The following is a 21805-nucleotide window of genomic DNA, read 5'->3' as shown; positions in this document are numbered from 1 at the left end:
GAGTGAATAATTTTATATCGATTATCCATTCGTTTTAAAACTAAATATAAATTTCAACAAACAATCACTAATCGACTTGAGTCGAGAAGTGGTTGTTTTTTTTATTTACAATTTCTATATACACTGCATATATTTCCAAAATGCCTTTGGTACTAATTATTTATTATTTATTTTTGAGAAAATCTTTTTTCATGCTCAAGAAATCATCGATTGTTGTTGCAATCCTTCTTATATTGTTTGTTGTATTCCGTGTTTTTATAGTAGATAGTTGCAGTTCTAAGGACGCCGAATATACCGAAGTTCTTTCATCCAACAATGCCTATGTTGGAGACGAATCCTGCAAAAAATGCCACACTACAGAACATCATGATTGGAAACAATCCGATCATTATATGTCGATGCTTCCTGCCAATGATTCCACTGTAAAAGGAGATTTCAATAACATAACTTTTACTGCCGATGGCATCACCAGCAGATTTTACAAAAAAGGATCCAAATTCTTTATCAACACCGAAGGAGATGACGGCAAGAATCATGATTTTGAAGTAAAATACATCTTTGGGTACACCCCTTTACAGCAATATCTAGTTTATTTTCCGGGAGGCCGTATGCAAGTGCCTCGCTTAAGTTGGGATGTCAACAAGAAAAAATGGTTCAATCAATATGCTGGTCAAAAAATACCCTCACACGATTGGCTGCATTGGACAGGAAATGCCCAAAACTGGAACACCATGTGTGCCACTTGTCATTCTACTAATTTGCATAAAAATTACAACACCAAAACCGATACTTACAAAACCAGTTACAATATCATCAACGTAAGTTGCGAAAGCTGCCATGGTGCAGGTCAAAAACACTTAGAATATGTAAAAGGCGACGATTATAAATCAGGGGATAAAGTACTAGGTAGTTTTATGAAACTAGGTAAAAAATCAGGACAAATAGAGCAAATCAATACTTGCGCTCCTTGTCATGCCCGTATAACCGAGCTCACAGCCAAGCATATCGAGAGCAAAGAAATAATGGACAATTATATTCCGCAAATTCCAGACACGGAGCACTTTCATGCCGATGGTCAGGTTGATGATGAAGATTATATTTACACCTCTTTTCTGCAAAGCAAAATGTTTAGTAAAGGAGTACGATGCAGTAATTGTCACAATCCGCACAGTACCAAATTGAAGCACGAAATAGGCAATCAAACCTGTACACAATGCCATATTTCGACCAAATATGACACTCCAAAACACACTTTCCATACCATGGGAACAAATGGCGCTTCCTGTGTAAACTGCCACATGCCCGGCAAATTGTTTATGGGGAATGATTTACGTCATGACCATAGTTTCAGGGTTCCCCGTCCCGATCTTTCTGTAAAGTATGGCACTCCAAACGCTTGCAGCAACTGCCATACAGACAAATCCGAAAAAGCCTTGGCCGATGCTGTTGTAAAATGGTACGGACCAAAACGAAAATATCATTTTGCCGATGATTTGATTCCGGGCAGTAAACTGGATCTTAACAGCGAGCCGCATCTTACCAAATTGATTAATGATAAAAACACACCAGATATTATAAAAGCTACAGCCGCTTTTTACTTGGGAAGCATAACCACCACAACAAGTGTAAACACTTTATTGTCCTGTCTGAATCAAAAAGATGCACAAGTACGCTACAGAGCAGTACGTAGTTTATCCAATTTTTCTCCAAATAGTTGGATCGAAAAAGTAGCTCCATTATTGTCCGATAAAGTAAGAGCTATTCGAATCGCTGCAGCCGATCTTCTTTTAACTGTACCAAAAGATCAAATCCCGAGTCAATATACCACAGCCTTTGATGCTGCCCATAAAGAACTACTGAGTTACCTTCGTTATCAAACCGATTTTTCTGTGGGAAATGTAATGCTTGCGGATTATTATCTTAAACTGCAGGATTATACCAATGCAGAATCTTTTTACCTCAAAGGCCTTAAAAAAGACAACCAAATGAATTATGCTTTGCTAAATTTAGCATCGCTGTATAATGCCGTTGGAAAGAATGATGCATCATTGCAAATGCTCAAAAGAGCTTTGGCCAATGACAAAAACAACGAACGGATTTATTACAACATGGCTTTGTTGTATAATGAGATGAATGATAAACCCGCAGCCGAAAAATCATTTGCAAAAGCGGTTGAATTAAAATCTCAAAACCCAAGAGTTTATTATAATTATGGTTTAATGCTTAATGCCAATCAAAAATACAAAGAAGCAGAAGCCGTTTTGCAAAAAGGAATTGCAATAAACCCTGCCGCTCCCGATTTGTATTATGCACTTACTTTTGTTTATATCCAATCTAATAATAAGGCGAAAGCACAACAAACGGCTTATCAATTAAAACAAATGGACCCAACAAATCCAAATTATCAGGAATTGTTTAAGAATCTCGGAATACAGTAGATTGTTAGATTGTTGTATTTTTTAGTCTCAGTAACTTAGATTCTTAGAAACTTAGAGTCTCAGTAACTTTTATTTAACCTCTTCAGGAATCCATTTATGTATTACGTTTTCTAAATCATCTTCAATGATAGGTTTTGAAATATAATCATTCATTCCATATTCTATACATTTGTCTTTTTCTCCAACCATAATCCCTGCTGTTAGGGCAATAATAGGGGTGTTTTTACCTTTTTTGAGCTTTCTAATTTCAACAGTAGCCTCATACCCGTTTTTAATGGGCATTTGAATGTCCATTAAAACCAAATCGGGTTTATTAAGTTCAAATTGCTCAATGCCTTCTTGACCATCGCTAGCTTCTAAAATTATAACATTTGGAATAATTCTTTTAACCAAGGTTTTGGCCAAAAACATATTAATTTTATTGTCTTCAACAATCAAAACCCGAAGAACATTTATGTTTTTTACCGTTTTAACTTTTCTAATCACTGTAGGATGGGCCAATTCTCTAAAAGTATCTTTTATGGGCTCCACTTTTTTAAATTTAATCGAAAAGAAAAAATCGCTTCCGTCTCCATATTTACTTTTAAGTTGAAGATTACTTTTCATAAGCTCCAGTAATAAATTTGAAATAGCCAAGCCCAAACCCGTACCTCCAAATTTTCTCGAAGTAGCATTATCTTCTTGTACAAAAGAGTCGAAAATTTTCTTTTGATTGTATTGTTTGATTCCAATTCCTGAATCTTTTATTGAAAATTTTATGGTAGCATTATTTTTTTTACCCAATTTGGTTTGCTCTACATCCAATCGAATATGACCAAAAGAGGTGAATTTTAAAGCATTACTAATTAAGTTAACCAAAATTTGTTTTAATCGTATAGCATCGGCGAGTATGTATTGAGGTACATTTTCTTCTATATTTAATGACAAATCAATATTTTTTAAATTGGCCTGATGTTTAAACAAATCAATGACTTGGTGCAATAGTCTAAAAAGATCAGTTTCTTCTTTGAATAGCTCCAATTTTCCGGATTCTATTTTAGAAAAATCTAAGATATCATTAATAATCTCCATTAATGTATTGGCCGAAACATTGACTGTTGACATATACTCCAATTGATTTTTTTCGAGATTTGTTTTCATCAACAAATCGGTAAAACCAACAATTCCATTTAGTGGTGTTCGTATCTCATGGCTCATATTAGACAAAAATTCAGATTTTGCTTTATTGGCTTCATCTGCTTGAGTTTTGGCTTTTACTAGTTCTTTGTTGGTTTGTTTTAATTTTTCATTTATCTCTTCATACTCAATGTATTTAAAAAGCAAATCTTTTTCGTTTTCTTCAGCTATTTCTTTGGCTCTTATTAATTCAAGTTCCATTATTTTAGTATCAGTAATATCACGTATAGCTCCAACAATAACAGACGGTTGATCATTTTCGTCCAACTTTAGAGTACCCATTCCATGTACCCATCTTTCAGCTTGATCCTTTATTCTTATTATTTTGTATTCTTTATCAAATTGAACTCTCTTTTGAATAACTTCATTAAGTACATAATCACGCATGGTTTCCCGCCACATCGGATGAACTATTTCAAACCAACTTTGACCATTCAAATCAAAATTTTGATCGATTCCAAAAATATCATTCAATATTTCAGTTCTGGTCCACTTACCTGTACTCATATCCATACTATAGGTACCAAGTTGCGCAATACGTTGTGTTTCTTTCAAAAAAAGTTCGTTTTCTTTAAGATGTTCTTCTGCTTTTTTTCGATCTGTAATATCAATTATACTTGCACGAATTAAGACTTTATTATCGGGTGGCAATCGTACGAGTCTGACATCGCAAAAAATGGAATTTCCTTGACTGTCAATATGAGTCCATTCAAAGGAGGGCTTCCCTCCCGCTATGGCTTCCTTAAATTTTTCATCTGCCAGAGCGGCAGACAATTGTCCATTAGGTTGGTATTCTGGGCTTAAATTAACTGGCCCAAGATTTAATAATTCTTCTTCCGTCATTTTAAACAATACCAAAGCACTTTGACTTACACTTACAAATTTTTGCTGCTCAAAATCGATAACAACGAGTGCTTCGGGAGCATTTTCTACCAAAACCCGGAAGCGCTTTTCTTTTTCTTTTAAAGCTTGTACTGCTTCAATATTTTCCGTTATATCTTTTACAAACAATAAAACTTGTTTTTCTGAAAGTTTTACTGCATCTATTGAACAATATCGAATTTCTCCATTTTTATGAATATAGGCAACTATATCGTTTGAAGTTCCGTTCAAAAAAAGGGTTTCAAAACATAATTTTATTTTTTCTAGCGAATTTGGATGTATAATGTCATTTATTGACATGCTTAATAACTTCTTTTGGGAATAACCCATTATTTTTGTTGCTGCTGAATTTACTTCTAAAAAAAGTCCCTTTTCATTTGCAACAAAAACACCATCCGGAGCATTCTTAACATAGTTTCTAAACTTCGCATTGCTTTCTTGTTCACGCTTTTTTTCTTTAATGGTCGCAACTTCTTTTTCCTTTGCTAGAATTTCACTTTCTATTTGTTTCTTTTCAGTAATATCTTGTGCAATTCCTCTCAAAGCTATAATTTCGCCTTTTTCATTTAGTATAGGAATACCTGTTCCATAAACCCACTTGAATCTATTATTACTCAATAATACTTTATGAGTAATTTCATAAGGTCTTTTACTCCTCATTGATTCGGCTATCAAATTATTTAGCATTTCTCGATCTTCCTCTGAAAAATGTTCAAAATACTGTTTATACAAATTATCAGTAGGCATCTCTGGGATTTCAAAAATATGATACAATTCTTTGGTCCATATCAAACTATTAGTTAATAAATTAAGTTCCCAACTTCCTATTTTAGCCAATTGCTGAGCATCATTTAATAAATTTTCACTGGCAGTTAACTTTTCTTGAATCATCCGAATTTCGGTAATATCCCTTCCGAGGGAATAAACTAGATTATTTGAAGGATTTATAATCGATGTCCATTGTACATATATGTTTTCTCCTTTTTTTGTAAGGATTCTATTTTCAAAAATTACCGAAGTCTTATCTTCTAAAAGTTCTTGTAAAGCATTTGCAGTTTTAGCAACATCTTCTGGGTGGATAAATTTAAGATAGCTATTGATTAATAATTCTCTTTTGGAGTAACCTGATTTTTTAAGAAATACAATATTGAATTCTTTTAAGAAACTATTTAAATCACTCACACAAATAAAATCGGAAGTCTCTTTGGTGAAAAATTCAAAATTAGCAATTGAATCAATTTTCTTTTGTAATATCGAAATTTTCTGTTCTTGTTTTTTTAATTTTTGAAGCAATTCTTCAATGGATGGTATAGTTTCTTTCATATCTTAAAACAAAGTTGAATTAATAGATAAAACCAAATAATAAAAAACAACAATTAAAGATATGAAATTTATATCACATTCATAACTAAATAATTAGAATCACAAATAGCTTTAAATTAAAAACAAAAAAAATCTTTCAAAATTATAAAGAAAGACTTTTTTACCGTCAAAAAGCGCTTTTAAAGGGTAAATATTTTTCTATTCTTTTTTAGCCATTTAAACAATACTTTTTCTAACTCTGACAGAACAATGGGCTTTGTAATATAATCAGACATTCCGTGCTCCATACATTTTTCTTTTTCACCATTCAATACTCCTGCAGTTAATGCAATGATGGGTAAATCCTTGAATTTTTCTAGTTTTCTAATTTCTAAAGTAGCGTCGTATCCATTTTGAATAGGCATTTGAATGTCCATTAAAACTAAATCCGGCATTTCTTTTTGCACTAAAAGTACAGCGTCAAAACCATTTGAAACCTCAACTATCGTGCAATTACTTATTATTTTATTGACTAATGTTTTTACCAAAAGCATATTAATTTTATTGTCTTCGACAATCATTATCCTATAGTTGGCGAGTGTATTATCAGTTTTTGCAGGTTTTTCTATTTTTATTTTTTTTTCATCCATTTTTCTATTTTGTTTTTTGCTTATTTTTTCAAAGCTTATTGTAAAAAAGAATTCACTCCCAACTCCATAAGAACTGTATAATTTCAGTTCACTTTTTTTCAAGGCCAAAAGCTTGCTAGAGATTGCTAATCCCAAACCAGTACCTCCGTATCGCCTTGTAGTTGTATTATCTGCTTGCACAAAAGATTGAAAAATCTTATTTTGATTTTGAACTTTGATTCCAATCCCAGTGTCAATTACTGAAAATTTAATTTTAGAAATCAATTCGCTTTCTTCCTCTTGACTCACATTCAATTTTATGTGCCCAGAAAAGGTAAATTTCATGGCATTGCTCAATAAATTAACCAATATTTGTTTTAGTCGAAAGGAATCTCCTAATATATATTGCGGTACATTCTTTTCAATATGAAGTATTAAATCTATTTTTTTGTGATTGGCCTCATATTTGAATAAATTTATAATTTGGTTAGTCAGTTCTACTACATCAATTTCTTCATAAATTAATTCCAACTTACCAGCTTCAATTTTAGAAAAATCAAGAATATTGTTGATAATATCCATCAATGTGCTCGCCGATTCATTTACTGTATTGAGATATTCCAACTGATCTTTGTCAAAAGTGGTCTTCAATAACAAATCGGTAAAACCAACAATCCCATTGAGGGGAGTTCGTATTTCATGGCTCATATTGGCAAGAAAATCTGATTTGGCTTTATTAGCAGCCTCAGCTTTTTCTTTTGCCTTAATGGTGTCATCAATAAGCTTTTTTTGCGTAATGTTTTGAACAACACCTTTTAAGGCTACAACATTATTTTTTTTATCCAGTATTGGAACCCCTGTACAAAAAACCCATTTTATTTTATTGTCTGTTAAAAATATTCGATGTTCCATTTCGTAAGGAACTTTATTTGCAATTGTATTAGCGATTTTTTTATTTAATTCTTCCCCATCCTCTGGTGAAAAACAAGATAAATATTTAGCATATAGTTTGGGGTCATTGGGTTTATTCTCGATCTCAAATATTTCATACAATTCATTTGACCAGTTTAACTCTTGTGTCATTAAATTAAAATCCCAACTTCCAATTTTGGCAATTTTTTGGGCTTCATTCAGCGATTTTTCACTGGATAAAAGTTTTTCCTGTGTCCTTCTAATCTCAGTAATATCTCTTGCTATTGCATATATTAAATTGTTAGAAGTATTCAAATTGGCTCTCCACTGCAAAAAGACCAGTTGGCCATTTTTTTTTACATATCTATTTTCAAAATCAATAGTGGGAGAATTTTTTGTCAAAAGCTTAACTTCTGCAAAGGTTTTTTCTAAATCATCTGGATGAATAAAATCCGTAAAAGGTCTGGATAACAATTCTTCTTTAGAATAACCCAGCACTTTGACAAAACCATCGTTTACAACTTTATAATAGGAATCAGTATCAGCTATGCAAACTAAATCAGGAGACTCTTTTACAAAATATTCAAAATTTGTAATTGCATTCTTTTCGTCCTCCAAAATGGTAATTTGCAATTGTTGTTCAGCTACTTTTTGAAGTAATTCTTCATAAGATAATGCCTCTCCATTCTTTTTCATTAATAAAAAATTAGAAAAATTAGTTACTATTTTTTTATAAATATAATATAGTCTTTTAAAAAACAATCATGATTTTAGAAAAATAAGTTATAAACAACACAACTATAAGAAAAACAGTTTTAAAAATGAATAAAGTTTATAAATTTGCAAGCAAAATAAACAAGTGATTTTATATTCAGAACTGATTCAATCAATTACTGATTTTTTAATAATTAAAACCTCAAAATTTAATTCCAATAAAAAATAATCCTCTAAATATAATAGTATTTCTAGTTCTTTTTTTTTCTAGCATGACCCTTTTTGGCCAAGTGGAAAAAGTAGCATTGCAATCAAAAAAATTACTCACAGCACCCGAAATAGTTGTAAAGCCAGAAAAAAAATTAACTGCCTCATTGAGCATTGTTTATCCTAATTTGTCCAGAGGAATATTATTAAACTCCGACAAAATTTCTTTTCAGCCCAATATTTCATATCAATTAAATGACAAATGGAGTTTTGGTGTTTGGATAAGTACCAATTTATCGAGTAGTGCAACCGCATATAATGAATACGATTGGTCCGTTTCCTATCAGGTAACTCCGCAAATAAGTGTGGTATTGAGTGATTATTATAACCCCGCGACCCTAAAGAATAGCCAAGTCTATGGTGGTTATAGAACTCCCTATTTTGATTATTCAATTTACTCGGCTCAATCTGTTGAAGTGTCGTTTTTATATGATTCCACCAATAAAAAGTATCCATTTGATTTTCAATGGAACACCATAATTTATGGTGATGATTTCAAAGATGTTGAAAAGAACAGTTCAGGGGAAGTAATTAGTAAGGAAAGAGCCTATTCCTCTTATTCTGAAATTGGCTATACGTACACTAATTTTAAGACAAGAATAAACCTCAGACCTTTTGTTGGAGCGGCTGTTATCAATAATTCCGGCTATTACGGATTTGATAAAACCGGTAAAACAGGATTTGCATTCATCAATGTGGGTTTGAATGTTTCAAGAAACTTAAAGTTCATTAAAAACTATACCATTCCAGTTTTTATACGATATACTTACAATCAAAACGGAAATTTAAATCGAGACAGGACTCAAACTGTTCATAATTTCATATCAGGTGGCATTACTTTCAACCTATATTAATTTTAATACTCATTTATTCTCGACTGTAATTTTCTTTAACAATTAGCATTTCGAAAATAATTTTGAACTTTTTTTTATTTTGAGTAACCATTGTGACAATTGTTACTGACCACGCTTTTTCCTCATTATATATTTGCCTCATAATAAATAAAACCAATTATGAGAAAAATCAATTTTATACTACTGGGCATTATTTCAATTACCCATTTTGGATATAGTCAAGATACAATAGCTATTTCTAAAAAGGACATTTGGGCAAAAGCGTCTGATAAGAACCTGCAAATAAAAATGGCGAATCAAGATTTCAAATCGGCTCAGGCTGATTATCGCCAATCGAATTCGTTGTTCTTGCCAAACATCTCTGCTTCGCACACTTCTATGGCAACGACAAATCCGTTGATGGCTTTTGGTTCTAAATTGAATCAGGGGATTTTAACGCCATCCGACTTTGATCCTGCAAAACTGAACAATCCTTCACAAACCAAAAATTTTGCGACCAGAATTGATGTTTTGCAACCGCTTATCAATGTTGACGGATTGTATGGACGACAAGCAGCCAAATCCAAAATGGATGCGTATCAATTGCAAACCGAAAGAACCAAAGAATACTTGGAACTGGAGATCAACAAAGCTTTTATGCAATTGCAAATGAGTTACAAAGCCGTAAAAGTGATTGAAAAAGCAAATGCCACGGCGGAAGCCAATTTGAAATTGATTCAGAATTATTTCAATCAGGGAATTTTGCAAAAAACCGATTTGCTATCAATGCAAGTGCGCGTCAATGAAGTTCAAAATCAATTGCAATATGCCAAAAGTAACATTCAAAACGCTTCGGATTATTTGGCTTTTCTATTAGATGAAGGCACTGCGAATAAAGTGTATAAACCTATTGAAGAATTGGACAATGTTATCATAATCGATGCTTTCAACACTTCATTATCGGATAATCGAAAAGACATTCAGGCGATGAACAAAACAACCGAATCCTATGGCAAAATGTTACAATCGAGTAAAATGAATTTCTTGCCCAGATTGAACGCTTTTGGAAGTTACGAAATGTATGCGCAGCAACTTTTCGGATCTAATTCAAATGGCTATGTAGTGGGTGCGCAGTTGTCTTGGAATGCTTTTGACGGTTATAAATCGATTGGTAAAATGGAAAAAGCCAAAGCTGATTTTCAAAAATCGGAAATAGAAACCCAACAATATAAAGCGCAAAGCCAAATGGAATTGAGCAAAGCCAACAGACAACTTAGAGATGCCGAAAACAAAGTGAATTTAGAGAAACTGGCTTTGGAACAATCCAAAGAAGCGTATAGAATAAGAAGCAATCGTTTCACGCAAGGGCTAGAAAAAACAACAGACTTATTGCTCACAGAAACACAGATGTACCAAAAAGAACTGGAATATTTACAAGCTGTTTTTGAATACAATTACACACAGGAATACTTGCAGTTTTTGACAAAATAAACAGTTCAATTTCAATGGCAATAGCAAAAATAAATTTCAATATTAACATCAATTATAAAAAATATACAATGAAGAACTACTTATTTAAATCAGCTATAATCACATCTCTATTCGTTTTACTGCTTTCCTCTTGTCATGGAGAAAAGAAAGTATCTCTTAGCAAAGAACCTGCTATCACGGTAAAAGTAAGTGGTGTGTCTGAAAACAACAACGGGCAATTTGTAACGGCCAGTGGAAAAATTGAAGCCGAAAACTCCGCCAATTTAAGCACGCGAATGATGGGTTATGTAACCAAACTTCACGTTCAAGTGGGACAAAAAGTCGGTGCGGGACAATTATTAGTCAGCATCAACAACACCGATTTGCAAGCCAAAAAAGCGCAAGTGGATGCTAGTATTTTGCAAGCAACAGCAGGCTACAACAATGCCAAAAAAGATTACGACCGTTTTGTGAATTTATTCAAACAACAAAGCGCTTCCCAAAAAGAATTGGATGATATGACAGCTCGTTATGAAATGGCAAAAGCAGGTCTGGAAGGCGCCAAACAAATGCGAAACGAAGTAATAGCACAATTCTCCTACTCGAATATCACAGCTCCGTTTGCGGGTGTTGTAACCAATACTTTTTTAAAAGAAGGCGATATGGCCAATCCGGGAATGCCGTTAGTAAGTATAGAAGGTGCATCGAGATTACAAGTAACGGCTATGGTTTCAGAAAATGACATTACTGCCATCAAAAAAGGAATGCCGGTAAAAGTTTTGGTAAAATCATCTAATGCAATTCTAAACGGAAAAGTAAGCGAAGTAAGTCTGTCAGCAAAAAATACAGGTGGTCAGTATTTGGTAAAAATCAATTTGGACAAAACCGATTCTTCAGTTTTATCCGGAATGTTCGTAAACGTTCAGTTTCCTGTTGCCAATACCATACACCCGAGCGATAGCGAACAGGCGAAGCAAACAAATACAAGCGAAAAAGTTTTGGTTCCCGAAAGTGCTTTGGTACAACAAGGACAGTTAACTGGAATTTATACTATTGGAACTGGAAATATAGCCATATTAAGATGGTTGCGTATTGGTAAAAACTTTGGCAATCAAGTAGAAGTTTTGTCTGGTTTATCGGCAAATGAGCAATATATTGTTTCGGCTGATGGTAAATTGTATAACGGAGCTTTGGTTAGTGTTCAATAGTCAGATAGCAGGTTGCAGATTTTAAAAACAGATTTTAGGTATAAGTCTAAGAACTTTAAACTTGAAACGTTAAACTTTTTAAACAAAAAATATTATGCAAGAAGGAATTTCAGGTAAAATAGCCCATTTTTTCATCAATTCGAAGTTAACGATACTGTTAATGGTGGCGTTGATGATTATAGGAGTGTACAGCTCGTTTCTAATCCCAAGGGAGGAAGAACCACAAATAAATGTTCCGATGGCCGACGTAATGGTGGGTTATCCTGGTGCTAACCCCGCCGAAGTAGAAAGTCGTGTGATCAAGCCTTTGGAGAAAGTAATCTCGAATATCAAAGGGGTCGAACACGTGCACAGTATGGCCATGAACGGTCAAGCGATGTTGATTGTACAGTTTTTTGTGGGGCAGGATGTGGAGCGTTCGTATGTAAAATTATATGACGAGTTGGCGAAACACGAAGATATGTTCCCGCAAGGAGTGTACAAACCGATGGTAAAAACCCGTTCGATTGATGATGTGCCGATGCTGGGATTAACGCTTTGGAGCGAGAAACAAGATGCTTTTCAGTTGCGTCAGCTTGCCGAAGAAGTGACTTCGGAAATCGAGAAAGTAAAAGATGTAGCCATTACCAAGGAAATTGGCGGAAACAATCGCGAACTGAAAGTGATTTTGGACAAAGATAAAATGGCCGAAAATGGCGTGGATGCTTTGGGCGTTATGCAAATGATTCAGGCCAATAACGGCAGTTCACAATCGGGTAGTTTTGTCAATGACGACAAAGAATACTTGGTTACCACGGGACAATTTTTATCGAATGCCGAAGATTTAGAAAACCTCGTGGTCGGTGTCAATAAAAACCTGCCGGTGTATTTGAAACAAGTTGCCAAAGTGCAAGATGGCCCCTCAACAGCCAGAAGTTATGTGTCATTTGGATATGGCAAAGCCAATGAAAAATTCAAAACCGCCAAATCAGAATATCCTGCCGTGACGATCTCCGTTGGGAAAATAAAAGGTGCGGATGCGATGAAAATTTCGGCAAAAATTATTACCAAAGTAGAACAATTAAAAAAGAATTTAATTCCAAACGATGTACACGTTGAAGTAACCCGTAACTATGGAGAAACGGCTTCGGATAAAGTGGGAGAATTGCTGTTGCACTTGGGAATTGCGATTATTGCCGTGACGCTTTTGGTAATGTTGGCTATGGGCTGGCGCGGTGGATTGGTAGTTTTCTTCTCCGTACCACTGACGTTTGCGCTGACGTTGTTTGCCTATTATTTATTAGGTTACACGCTCAATAGAATCACGCTTTTTGCCTTAGTATTTGTGGTGGGAATTGTGGTCGATGACAGTATTATTATTGCTGAGAATATGCACCGCCATTTCAAAATGAAGCGACTGCCTTTCAAACAAGCGGCGATCTACGCGATCAATGAGGTAGGAAATCCAACGATTTTGGCAACGTTTACCGTAATTGCAGCAATACTTCCTATGGCGTTTGTATCCGGAATGATGGGACCTTATATGAGTCCGATGCCAATTGGCGCTTCGATTGCGATGTTATTGTCATTGTTTGTGGCCTTGACAGTTACACCTTATTTGGGTTATCATTTATTACAAGAAAAAGAAGAGCAAAAACACAAAGAATCCGAAGGAATAGAAACCAGTTGGGTGTACAAAATCTACAGCAAACTGGAACGTCCTTTCTTGGAGAGCAGTGCCAAAAGACGCATTCTGGTAGCAGTAACGGTGGTGTTGCTATTTGGATCGGTATTGATGTTTTTTACCAAATCGGTGGTCGTAAAAATGTTACCATTCGATAATAAAAATGAGTTTCAAGTGGTTATTGATATGCCCGAAGGAACAACCTTGGAACGCACGGCTGCGGTTACAAAAGAAATTGCACAGTATCTTTCGACAAAACCCGAAGTGGTGAATTATCAAAACTATATTGGGACCTCGGCACCGATTACGTTCAACGGTTTGGTGCGCCACTATGATTTGCGCGGCGGTAGCAATATGGCCGACATACAGGTGAATTTATTGCACAAGGAAGACCGTGATTTACAAAGTCACGCTATTGCAAAAGAAATGCGTCCTGAGATTCAGAAAATAGCCAAGAAATATGGAGCCAATGTAAAAATTATCGAAGTTCCGCCAGGACCTCCTGTTTTATCGACTTTGGTGGCTGAGATTTATGGGCCTAATTATAAAGACCAAATAAAAGTGGCCCATCAAGTAAAATCGATTCTTGAAAAAACCACCGATATTGTGGATGTCGACTGGATGGTTGAAGACAATCAAACGGAATACAAACTGAAAATTGACAAAGAAAAAGCGATGTTGAATGGTATTGCTCCTCAACAAGTGGTCGGCAATCTGACGTATTTATTGAAAGAATATCCGGTTTCGAATTTGTATGATGAAAATTCCAATGATAATGTGGGCATCGTTCTTTCGCTTGACGACAAAGACAAAACGAGTTTACAAGACATTGAAAACCTAAAAATCAAAGGAAGTCAAGGAAATATGATTCCGGTAAGTGATTTGGTAAAAGTAGAAATGGACACATTGCAAAAAACCATTTACCGAAAAGACCAAAAACGCGTGGTTTATGTAACCGCGGATATGGCTGGAGCATTAGAAAGTCCCGTATATGCCATTTTGGGAATGAATGAAAAACTGGCCAAAATGCAATTGCCAAAGGGATACAAAGTCAACGAACTCTATATGGAACAACCGACGGACGAAAGTGATTTTACCGTAAAATGGGATGGCGAATGGCAAATTACCTTGGAAGTATTCCGTGATTTGGGTGTGGCATTTATGGTGGTTATCGTGATTATTTATATGCTGATTGTGGGTTGGTTCCAAAACTTCAAAACGCCTATGGTGATGATGTTGGCCATTCCGCTTTCGCTAATAGGAATTGTGTTTGGTCACTGGTTGCTGAATGCGTATTTCACAGCAACGTCTTTCATCGGAATGATTGCATTGGCTGGGGTGATGGTAAGGAACTCGGTGTTGCTTATCGATTTTATCGAAATCCGACTGAACGAAGGTGTGCCTTTGAAACAAGCCATTATTGAGGCAGGTGCGGTACGTACGACACCAATTTTGCTAACCACGGGTGCTGTAGTTATTGGAGCTTCCATTATTTTGTTTGACCCAATCTTTCAAGGTTTGGCAATTTCATTAGTATTTGGAGCCATCGTCTCTACAGTATTGACATTACTGGTCGTGCCTTTGATTTATTATATCACTGAAAGAAAAAAATGGGAGAAATAAAAATTAGTTTCAAGTTTAAGGTTTCCAATTTTATAAACTTTAAACTTTTAAACTCATAAACCTTTAAACATAAAACAATGAAATTACTACTCATAACTGCAGTCAAAGAATTTGAAAAAGAAATCAAACAATTGCTCAAAAAAGCGTCTGTTCAATCCTTTTCTTATCAAGAAGTAAAAGGATATAAAAACAGTACTGGAGAAGCTGTTGAGTCCAATTGGTTTGGAAGCGAAATGAACGAAACAGATTCCATCCTTTTCTATGCTTTTACAGCAAAAGAAAAAGTTGATGCTCTTTATGAGCTTGTGGAATATTTCAATATAGAGCAGGAATCGCTATCGCACATTCATATTGCTGTTCTTAACATCGAAAAATCCAATTAATCTAAATATAAAAAGAAAATGAAAAATAGAATTGTAAGAGGTATTGCAGGCACCTTCATCTTAGCCAGTTTGCTATTATCCATCTATGTCAATCAAAATTGGTTGTGGTTTACGGCCTTTGTAGGTGCAAATTTATTGCAATCGTCAATAACCAAATGGTGCTTGATGAATCAAATCTTAGACAAATTTGGAGTGAAAGACTAAAAATAAACTATATAAATTTTTATAAAAAAGCCGAAACTATATTGTTTTGGTTTTTTTTTCAATCAAAATAAAACAGTCTTTCATTGGCTTAAACAATATTTTTTAATTCTTAAATCCTTATAATTATTGAGGTTAAGACTTTAATTTTAAAAACATTAAAAGACCATTGTATTTGATTTAACAAAAAATTAACTTTAACATTTGTATATACAAATATAAATAGTACTACATTTGTATCAACAAATAAGACACCTGCAAATATGAAGATTGAAGATGAATTAAAAAGTACGGTTGATTATACTAAATCAACTAGAGTGGTTTTAAATTTGATGTACACACAAAACGTTATTGCTGATAGTTTTAACGAGATTATAAAATCGTATGATATTTCAGGAGAACAATATAACGTCTTAAGAATATTGAGAGGGCAAAAAGGACATCCTGCCAATATGTGCATCATACAGGAAAGAATGCTCGCAAGAACAAGTAATACAACACGGTTAGTTGACAAATTATTATTAAAAGATTTTGTAACTCGAAATGTTTGTCCAGAAAACAGAAGAAAAATTGAAGTTTTAATTACCCAAAAAGGTTTGGATTTATTAACTGAACTCGACCCCAAAGTAAAAGAACACGAAGAGCAATTTGCTAAAAATTTAAGCGAAGAAGAATTAGTACAACTGAATACCTTATTAGAAAAATATAGAACTAAATAAACAACAATAATTATGAGCAATTTTTTAAACAATCAAAATTGGAGATATGCAACAAAGAAATTTGATGCCACAAAAAAAGTTTCAGCAGAAGATTTAAACACTTTAAAAGAAGCAATTCGTTTGAGTTCATCCTCTTATGGATTACAACCATACAAAGTGATTATTGTTGAAAATCCTGAATTAAGAGCACAATTGCAACAGGCCGCTTGGGGGCAATCGCAAATCGTAGATGCATCGCATTTATTCATTTTTGCCAATGATACTAATATTGGTGATGAAGCGATTGACAATTTTTTGAATACAATAAGCGTTACTAGAGAAACTCCAATGGAAGCTTTGGCTGGATATGGTGATTTTATGAAATCGAAAATATCAACTTTGGAGCCAGCAATCAAAAATGTTTGGACATCAAAACAAACCTATTTAGCATTAGGAAATTTATTGAATGCTGCTGCCGAACTTAAAATTGATGTAACACCAATGGAAGGTTTTGTTCCTGCGCAAGTAAACGAAATATTAGGATTAGACAAACTAAATCTTAATGCTTCACTTATTGCAACTGTTGGATACCGTCATGAAGAAGATGCAACTCAATTTTACAAAAAAGTTAGAAAATCACAAGAAGACTTATTTATCACTTTATAATAATTACTAATTCAAATTAAAATCAATTAAATCAAATTAAACAAATTACACATGAAAAACTTAAAATCAATTGCCTTAGCATTCGTTGTAGCATTGTCTACACTAGCAGTAACTGCTCAAACTAAAAAAGTAGATGTTTCTAAAAGTACCATCAACTGGGTTGGGAAAAAAGTAACTGGTCAACATTCCGGAACTGTAGCTATCAAAAGTGGTGCTTTAGTATTCAAAAAAAATGTTTTAGCTGGTGGTACATTCACCGTTGATATGACTACACTAACTTCTACAGATCTTACAGGTGAATATCTTGGAAAATTAAACGGTCACTTGAAATCAGAAGATTTCTTCTCAACAGAAAAATTCCCAACCTCAACTTTAGTTTTCAAAACTATTGCTGCAAAAGGAAATGACGTATATACTGTAACTGCTGATTTAACTATCAAAGGAAAAACAAATCCTGTAACTTTTGATATCACTGTAAAAGGAGATACCGCTACTACAGCATTCAAAGTGGACAGAACAAAATACGACATCAAATACGGTTCAGGAAGTTTCTTCGAAGGTTTAGGAGACAAAACTATCTATGATGATTTTGAACTAACAGTAAGTTTAAAATTCTAAAAACACAAATACCACAAATGGAAAGTACCCTCAGCAATTTTGTTGGGGGTATTTTTTTTATATAGAAGCACTATTTTTTATATAATTTTAATTCTTAACCTAAAAATCATAAATAGATAATATTAAGAATATACGCCTAAAACATTGTATTTATAATTTTGAAAAAAAACTACAATCATTAGCGTTATGAAAACAAAACTATTCGTTGTCTTTATTATTTTATTATCGATTACATTGAATGCACAACAAACGAAAGGAATAATTGGAGATACTAATTGGTTATCCAATTGGACTAACTTCAAACCTTCAACTACTGTTTACAACAATGCCAACCAAATTTTAACTGGCACAATAGATACGGATTTAAAGTTAACAAAAGGAAATACTTATCGATTAATTGGAACTATCTATGTAACCAATAAAGCAATTTTAACAATAGAACCAGGAACAGTAATACGAGGGGATAAAGAATCTTGCGGAACACTTGTAATCACTAAGGGATCTAAAATTATAGCGGAAGGTACTGCAAACGAACCAATAATTTTTACTTCAAACAATGATGTTTTAATAAGAAGACCAGGTGACTGGGGCGGAATTGTAATTCTTGGGGAAGCTCCTATAAATAAAATTGGAGGAGTTAGTTTTTTAGATTTTAATTTCGATCCCGCTGTTAGTTATTATGGCGGACAAGATCCTAATAGCAATTCTGGAATTCTAAAATATGTTCGAATTGAATTTTCTGGACATAAAATAAATGCACTCAAAGAATTAAATGGTTTATCACTTGGAGGAGTTGGCAAAGGCACCAAATTTGATTTTATCCAAATTAGCTTTTCCAATGACGATTCATTCGAATGTTACGGAGGAGATGTCAATTTCAACAATCTGATTTCCTTCAGAGCAACAGATGATGATTTTGATTATACACAAGGAGCTCAATGCACAATTTCAAACAGTATAGCCATTAGAAACCCATATTCATCAGACCGTTCTGGTTCACGTTGCTTCGAAATTGATTCGTATGATAAAATTGAAAATGCCGATATAACCAAAAAATTAACCAAAATTACTGCCAATAATATTACGCTATTAAATACCGAAGACAACAATCAAGGATTGGTAAGAGAAGCTGTTTATATCAAGGACAAAAGCTATTTCAGCATCAACAATAGTATCATTGACGGCTTTGCCCCTTTTATTTTACTCGAAAATAAAATAGGTGCTTTACCTATTAATTTGGCCAAAATTAATATTCAAAATTTACAAATTAATCGATGTAACGGAGTAGTACAAAGCGAAAGTGCCATATATAACCCAGAATTACTTACCTGGTATGATAGTGATACCTTTTCACTAGATTTTACAAAATTGAATAATACGGAATTATTCATTCAATCAGATGTTAAAAATTATCCGGATTTTAGAACCAAAAACACAAATCCTTTAGCCAGTATAAAATAATTTGTTCAAGACAAACTTTTCGAACAAACTTTTAATTTATAAAGCCTGATATTATAGTATCAGGCTTTTTATTTAAATTGAAAATTGAAAAAAATGTCAAAGTATTCATTTTTCTTCAATCCATAAACCATTAAATAATAGACTAAAACAAATTTAAATTCAAAATTTTAAATTAACTTTATCTACTTATTCAAACTTAAACACCTGATTTATAATTAATTCTATCTCTTTTTTCATCAAAAAAATCAATTCTTTTTTGTGCATTATTAACTTAATTCAACGAACTATGAAAACCTTAAAACTAATTTGCATGACTCTTGTAATTCTTTTTTCATTTCATAAAGGAATTGCACAAACCTACAAAATAGATGTAACTAAAAGCATCATCAATTGGGAAGGCAAAAAAATAACTGGCCAACACGAAGGAACAATAAACTTCAAAGATGGTTATCTTGTTTTTAAAGAAAAGAAAGTGGTAGGAGGTAGTTTTATAGCAAACATGCAATCCTTATCAAATACTGATCAAACTGGAAATTCTAAATTAAAACTGGAAGGACATTTAAAATCGGAAGACTTCTTTAGCGTTGATAATTTTCCAACTTCAACATTAGTTTTTAAAAGTATTGCAACGAAAAGCCCCAATACGTACTTAATCAATGCCGATTTGACCATTAAAGGAATTACCAATTCCATACAATTTGATTTGGTTGTAAATGGAAAAAAAGCAACTGCGTCATTAACAATTAATCGAACTAAATATGACATTAAATATGGTTCAGGCAGTTATTTTGATGATTTGGGAGATAAAACGATTTATGATGATTTTGAGTTAAATGTAGTCTTAGTGTATTAACTAATTATTTTTAACAAAAATTTTAAAAAATAAACTTTTTTTTTATTTCATTATTTTTGTCAGACCGAATATCATTTATATATTTGTAATCAAGAAAAAAGAAAATGAAAACTATAACAAACAATACTTGGTGGTGGAACAATTTACGTCAGTCGTCGTGAACTAAGCTCCTATAGTATTATTTGAACTATAAATATAAAAGGCTTGTCATCACGACAGGCCTTTTTTTTATTTCAAAAATTAGGCTACCATATAAAAGAAAAAGAAATCCATAGCATCAAAGCAACATAAAGCATGAAATGAACATTGTCGTAAATTCTTAGCAACCAATAAAGAAGATATGTGAATTACATTTGACCAATAAAAAACAATAAGTATCTACAAATGAAAACGTATAAACTACAAACCAACTACAAACAAATCCTAGCCGATACAATTACACCGGTAAGCGTTTATTTTAAAATTAGAGATAAATTCCCAAACAGCTTGTTATTAGAAAGTAGCGATTATCACGGAAACGACAATAGCTTTTCCTATATCTGTTGCAATCCAATCGCTTCGATAAAAATAGAAAATGAAACCATCTATAAAACATACCCAGATGGAACTTCAGAAACTATTATTATTGATGCAAACACCAATATTCCGGAAATTATTCAAGATTTTTCAGGACAATTCCAATCGGACAAAACAGATTTCAAGTTTATCAACAATGGCTTATTTGGCTATATATCCTATGATGCCGTTCGTTATTTCGAAAAAGTAACCATCGCCAAAAAAGAAAACAGCAATTCGATTCCCGATGTGTACTATGCGGTATATCAAAACATCATTGCCATCAACCATTTCAAAAACGAAGCTTATATTTTCTGTCACAGTTTGGATGGAAAAAACAACATTTCCGAAATTGAACAATTATTACAATCCAGAAACATCGCTTCGTATAAATTCTCCAAAGAAGGCAAAGGTTTTTCGAATCTAACCGATGAAGAATTCAAACAAAATGTGGCTTTGGCAAAAAAACACTGCTTCCGTGGCGACGTGTTTCAACTAGTTTTATCCAGAAGATTTACCCAAAGTTTCAAAGGTGACGAATTTAATGTGTATAGAGCTTTGAGAAGCATCAATCCATCCCCTTACCTATTCTTTTTTGATTACGGTGATTTCAAAATTTTTGGTTCATCACCCGAAGCCCAAATTATTGTCAAAAACCGAAAAGCCGAAATCCATCCTATTGCAGGAACCTTCAAAAGAACAGGTGATGACGAAAAAGACGCTGTCCTTGCCAAAAATTTATCGGAAGACAAAAAAGAAAATAGTGAACACGTGATGTTGGTCGATTTGGCTCGAAATGATTTAAGCCGTCACGGACACAATGTAAATGTAGAAAAATACAGAGAAGTGCAGTTTTTCTCTCATGTTATTCATTTGGTTTCCAAAGTGACAGGACATTTACACGAGAAAGCCACAACTATGCAGGTAGTTGCCGATACTTTTCCAGCTGGAACTTTGAGCGGTGCGCCAAAACACAGAGCGATGCAGTTAATCGAAGATTACGAAAAAACAAACCGTAATTTTTATGGTGGAGCCATTGGTTTTATGGATTTTGAAGGTAACTTTAATCACGCAATTATGATCCGAACTTTCCTGAGCAAAAACCACCAATTACATTCCCAAGCAGGTGCTGGAATTGTGGCCAGTTCAAACGAAGAAAGCGAAATGCAGGAGGTTTATAATAAGCTACTAGCTTTAAATAAAGCATTGGATTTGGCAGAAACGATATAAAAAGTAATCAGTGTTCAGTTTTT

The 21805-nt window shown here is 33.6% G+C and carries 15 protein-coding genes; 13 read left to right on the top strand and 2 right to left on the bottom strand.

The window, feature by feature from the left end; genetic code table 11:
• The first annotated feature begins 191 nt into the window (after positions 1–191).
• Positions 192–2438, top strand: coding sequence for an ammonia-forming cytochrome c nitrite reductase subunit c552 (locus OLM57_RS10985; protein ID WP_264563741.1), 2247 nt, complete (start codon positions 192–194; stop codon positions 2436–2438).
• A 69-nt stretch (positions 2439–2507) separates the two neighbouring features.
• Here OLM57_RS10985 and OLM57_RS10980 read toward each other — a convergent pair whose 3' ends face one another.
• Positions 2508–5819 (bottom strand): PAS domain S-box protein, encoded by a 3312-nt coding sequence (locus tag OLM57_RS10980; RefSeq protein WP_264563740.1) that lies wholly within the window; start codon positions 5817–5819, stop codon positions 2508–2510.
• Between the two features lie 179 nt (positions 5820–5998).
• On the bottom strand, positions 5999–8035 hold the full coding sequence (locus tag OLM57_RS10975; protein ID WP_264563739.1) for a PAS domain-containing protein: 2037 nt from the start codon (positions 8033–8035) through the stop codon (positions 5999–6001).
• A gap of 290 nt (positions 8036–8325) precedes the next feature.
• On the opposite strand from OLM57_RS10975, the gene OLM57_RS10970 reads away from it, so the two are divergent.
• From OLM57_RS10970 to OLM57_RS10915, 12 genes are all read left to right on the top strand, one after another.
• Positions 8326–9174, top strand: coding sequence for a hypothetical protein (locus tag OLM57_RS10970; RefSeq protein ID WP_264563738.1), 849 nt, complete (start codon positions 8326–8328; stop codon positions 9172–9174).
• Between the two features lie 159 nt (positions 9175–9333).
• A complete protein-coding gene (locus OLM57_RS10965) occupies positions 9334–10644 on the top strand; it encodes a TolC family protein (protein ID WP_264563737.1) in 1311 nt (436 codons plus the stop codon).
• Between the two features lie 68 nt (positions 10645–10712).
• Positions 10713–11831, top strand: coding sequence for an efflux RND transporter periplasmic adaptor subunit (locus OLM57_RS10960; protein WP_264563736.1), 1119 nt, complete (start codon positions 10713–10715; stop codon positions 11829–11831).
• A 94-nt stretch (positions 11832–11925) separates the two neighbouring features.
• Positions 11926–15117, top strand: coding sequence for an efflux RND transporter permease subunit (locus OLM57_RS10955; RefSeq protein ID WP_264563735.1), 3192 nt, complete (start codon positions 11926–11928; stop codon positions 15115–15117).
• Between the two features lie 77 nt (positions 15118–15194).
• Positions 15195–15500 carry a hypothetical protein gene (locus tag OLM57_RS10950; RefSeq protein ID WP_264563734.1) on the top strand — a complete coding sequence of 102 codons (306 nt, stop codon included), beginning with the start codon at positions 15195–15197 and terminating at the stop codon, positions 15498–15500.
• Between the two features lie 18 nt (positions 15501–15518).
• Entirely contained in the window at positions 15519–15704 is a 186-nt protein-coding gene (locus tag OLM57_RS10945; RefSeq protein WP_264563733.1) for a DUF2892 domain-containing protein, read from the top strand.
• Positions 15705–15964: 260 nt separating this feature from the next.
• Positions 15965–16420 carry a MarR family winged helix-turn-helix transcriptional regulator gene (locus OLM57_RS10940; RefSeq protein WP_264563732.1) on the top strand — a complete coding sequence of 152 codons (456 nt, stop codon included), beginning with the start codon at positions 15965–15967 and terminating at the stop codon, positions 16418–16420.
• 12 nt (positions 16421–16432) lie between these two features.
• Entirely contained in the window at positions 16433–17065 is a 633-nt protein-coding gene (locus tag OLM57_RS10935; protein ID WP_264563731.1) for an NAD(P)H-dependent oxidoreductase, read from the top strand.
• A gap of 51 nt (positions 17066–17116) precedes the next feature.
• Positions 17117–17683 carry a YceI family protein gene (locus OLM57_RS10930; RefSeq protein WP_264563730.1) on the top strand — a complete coding sequence of 189 codons (567 nt, stop codon included), beginning with the start codon at positions 17117–17119 and terminating at the stop codon, positions 17681–17683.
• A 186-nt stretch (positions 17684–17869) separates the two neighbouring features.
• Positions 17870–19144, top strand: a complete 1275-nt coding sequence (locus OLM57_RS10925) for a hypothetical protein (RefSeq protein WP_264563729.1) — start codon at positions 17870–17872, stop codon at positions 19142–19144.
• Positions 19145–19430: 286 nt separating this feature from the next.
• A complete protein-coding gene (locus OLM57_RS10920) occupies positions 19431–19997 on the top strand; it encodes a YceI family protein (RefSeq protein WP_264563728.1) in 567 nt (188 codons plus the stop codon).
• Between the two features lie 384 nt (positions 19998–20381).
• Positions 20382–21782, top strand: coding sequence for an anthranilate synthase component I family protein (locus OLM57_RS10915; protein WP_264563727.1), 1401 nt, complete (start codon positions 20382–20384; stop codon positions 21780–21782).
• Positions 21783–21805: the final 23 nt, after the last annotated feature.

It is taken from the genome of Flavobacterium sp. N3904, assembly GCF_025947305.1.
GTDB lineage: Bacteria > Bacteroidota > Bacteroidia > Flavobacteriales > Flavobacteriaceae > Flavobacterium.
This window is presented reverse-complemented; position numbering and strand designations above follow the sequence as displayed.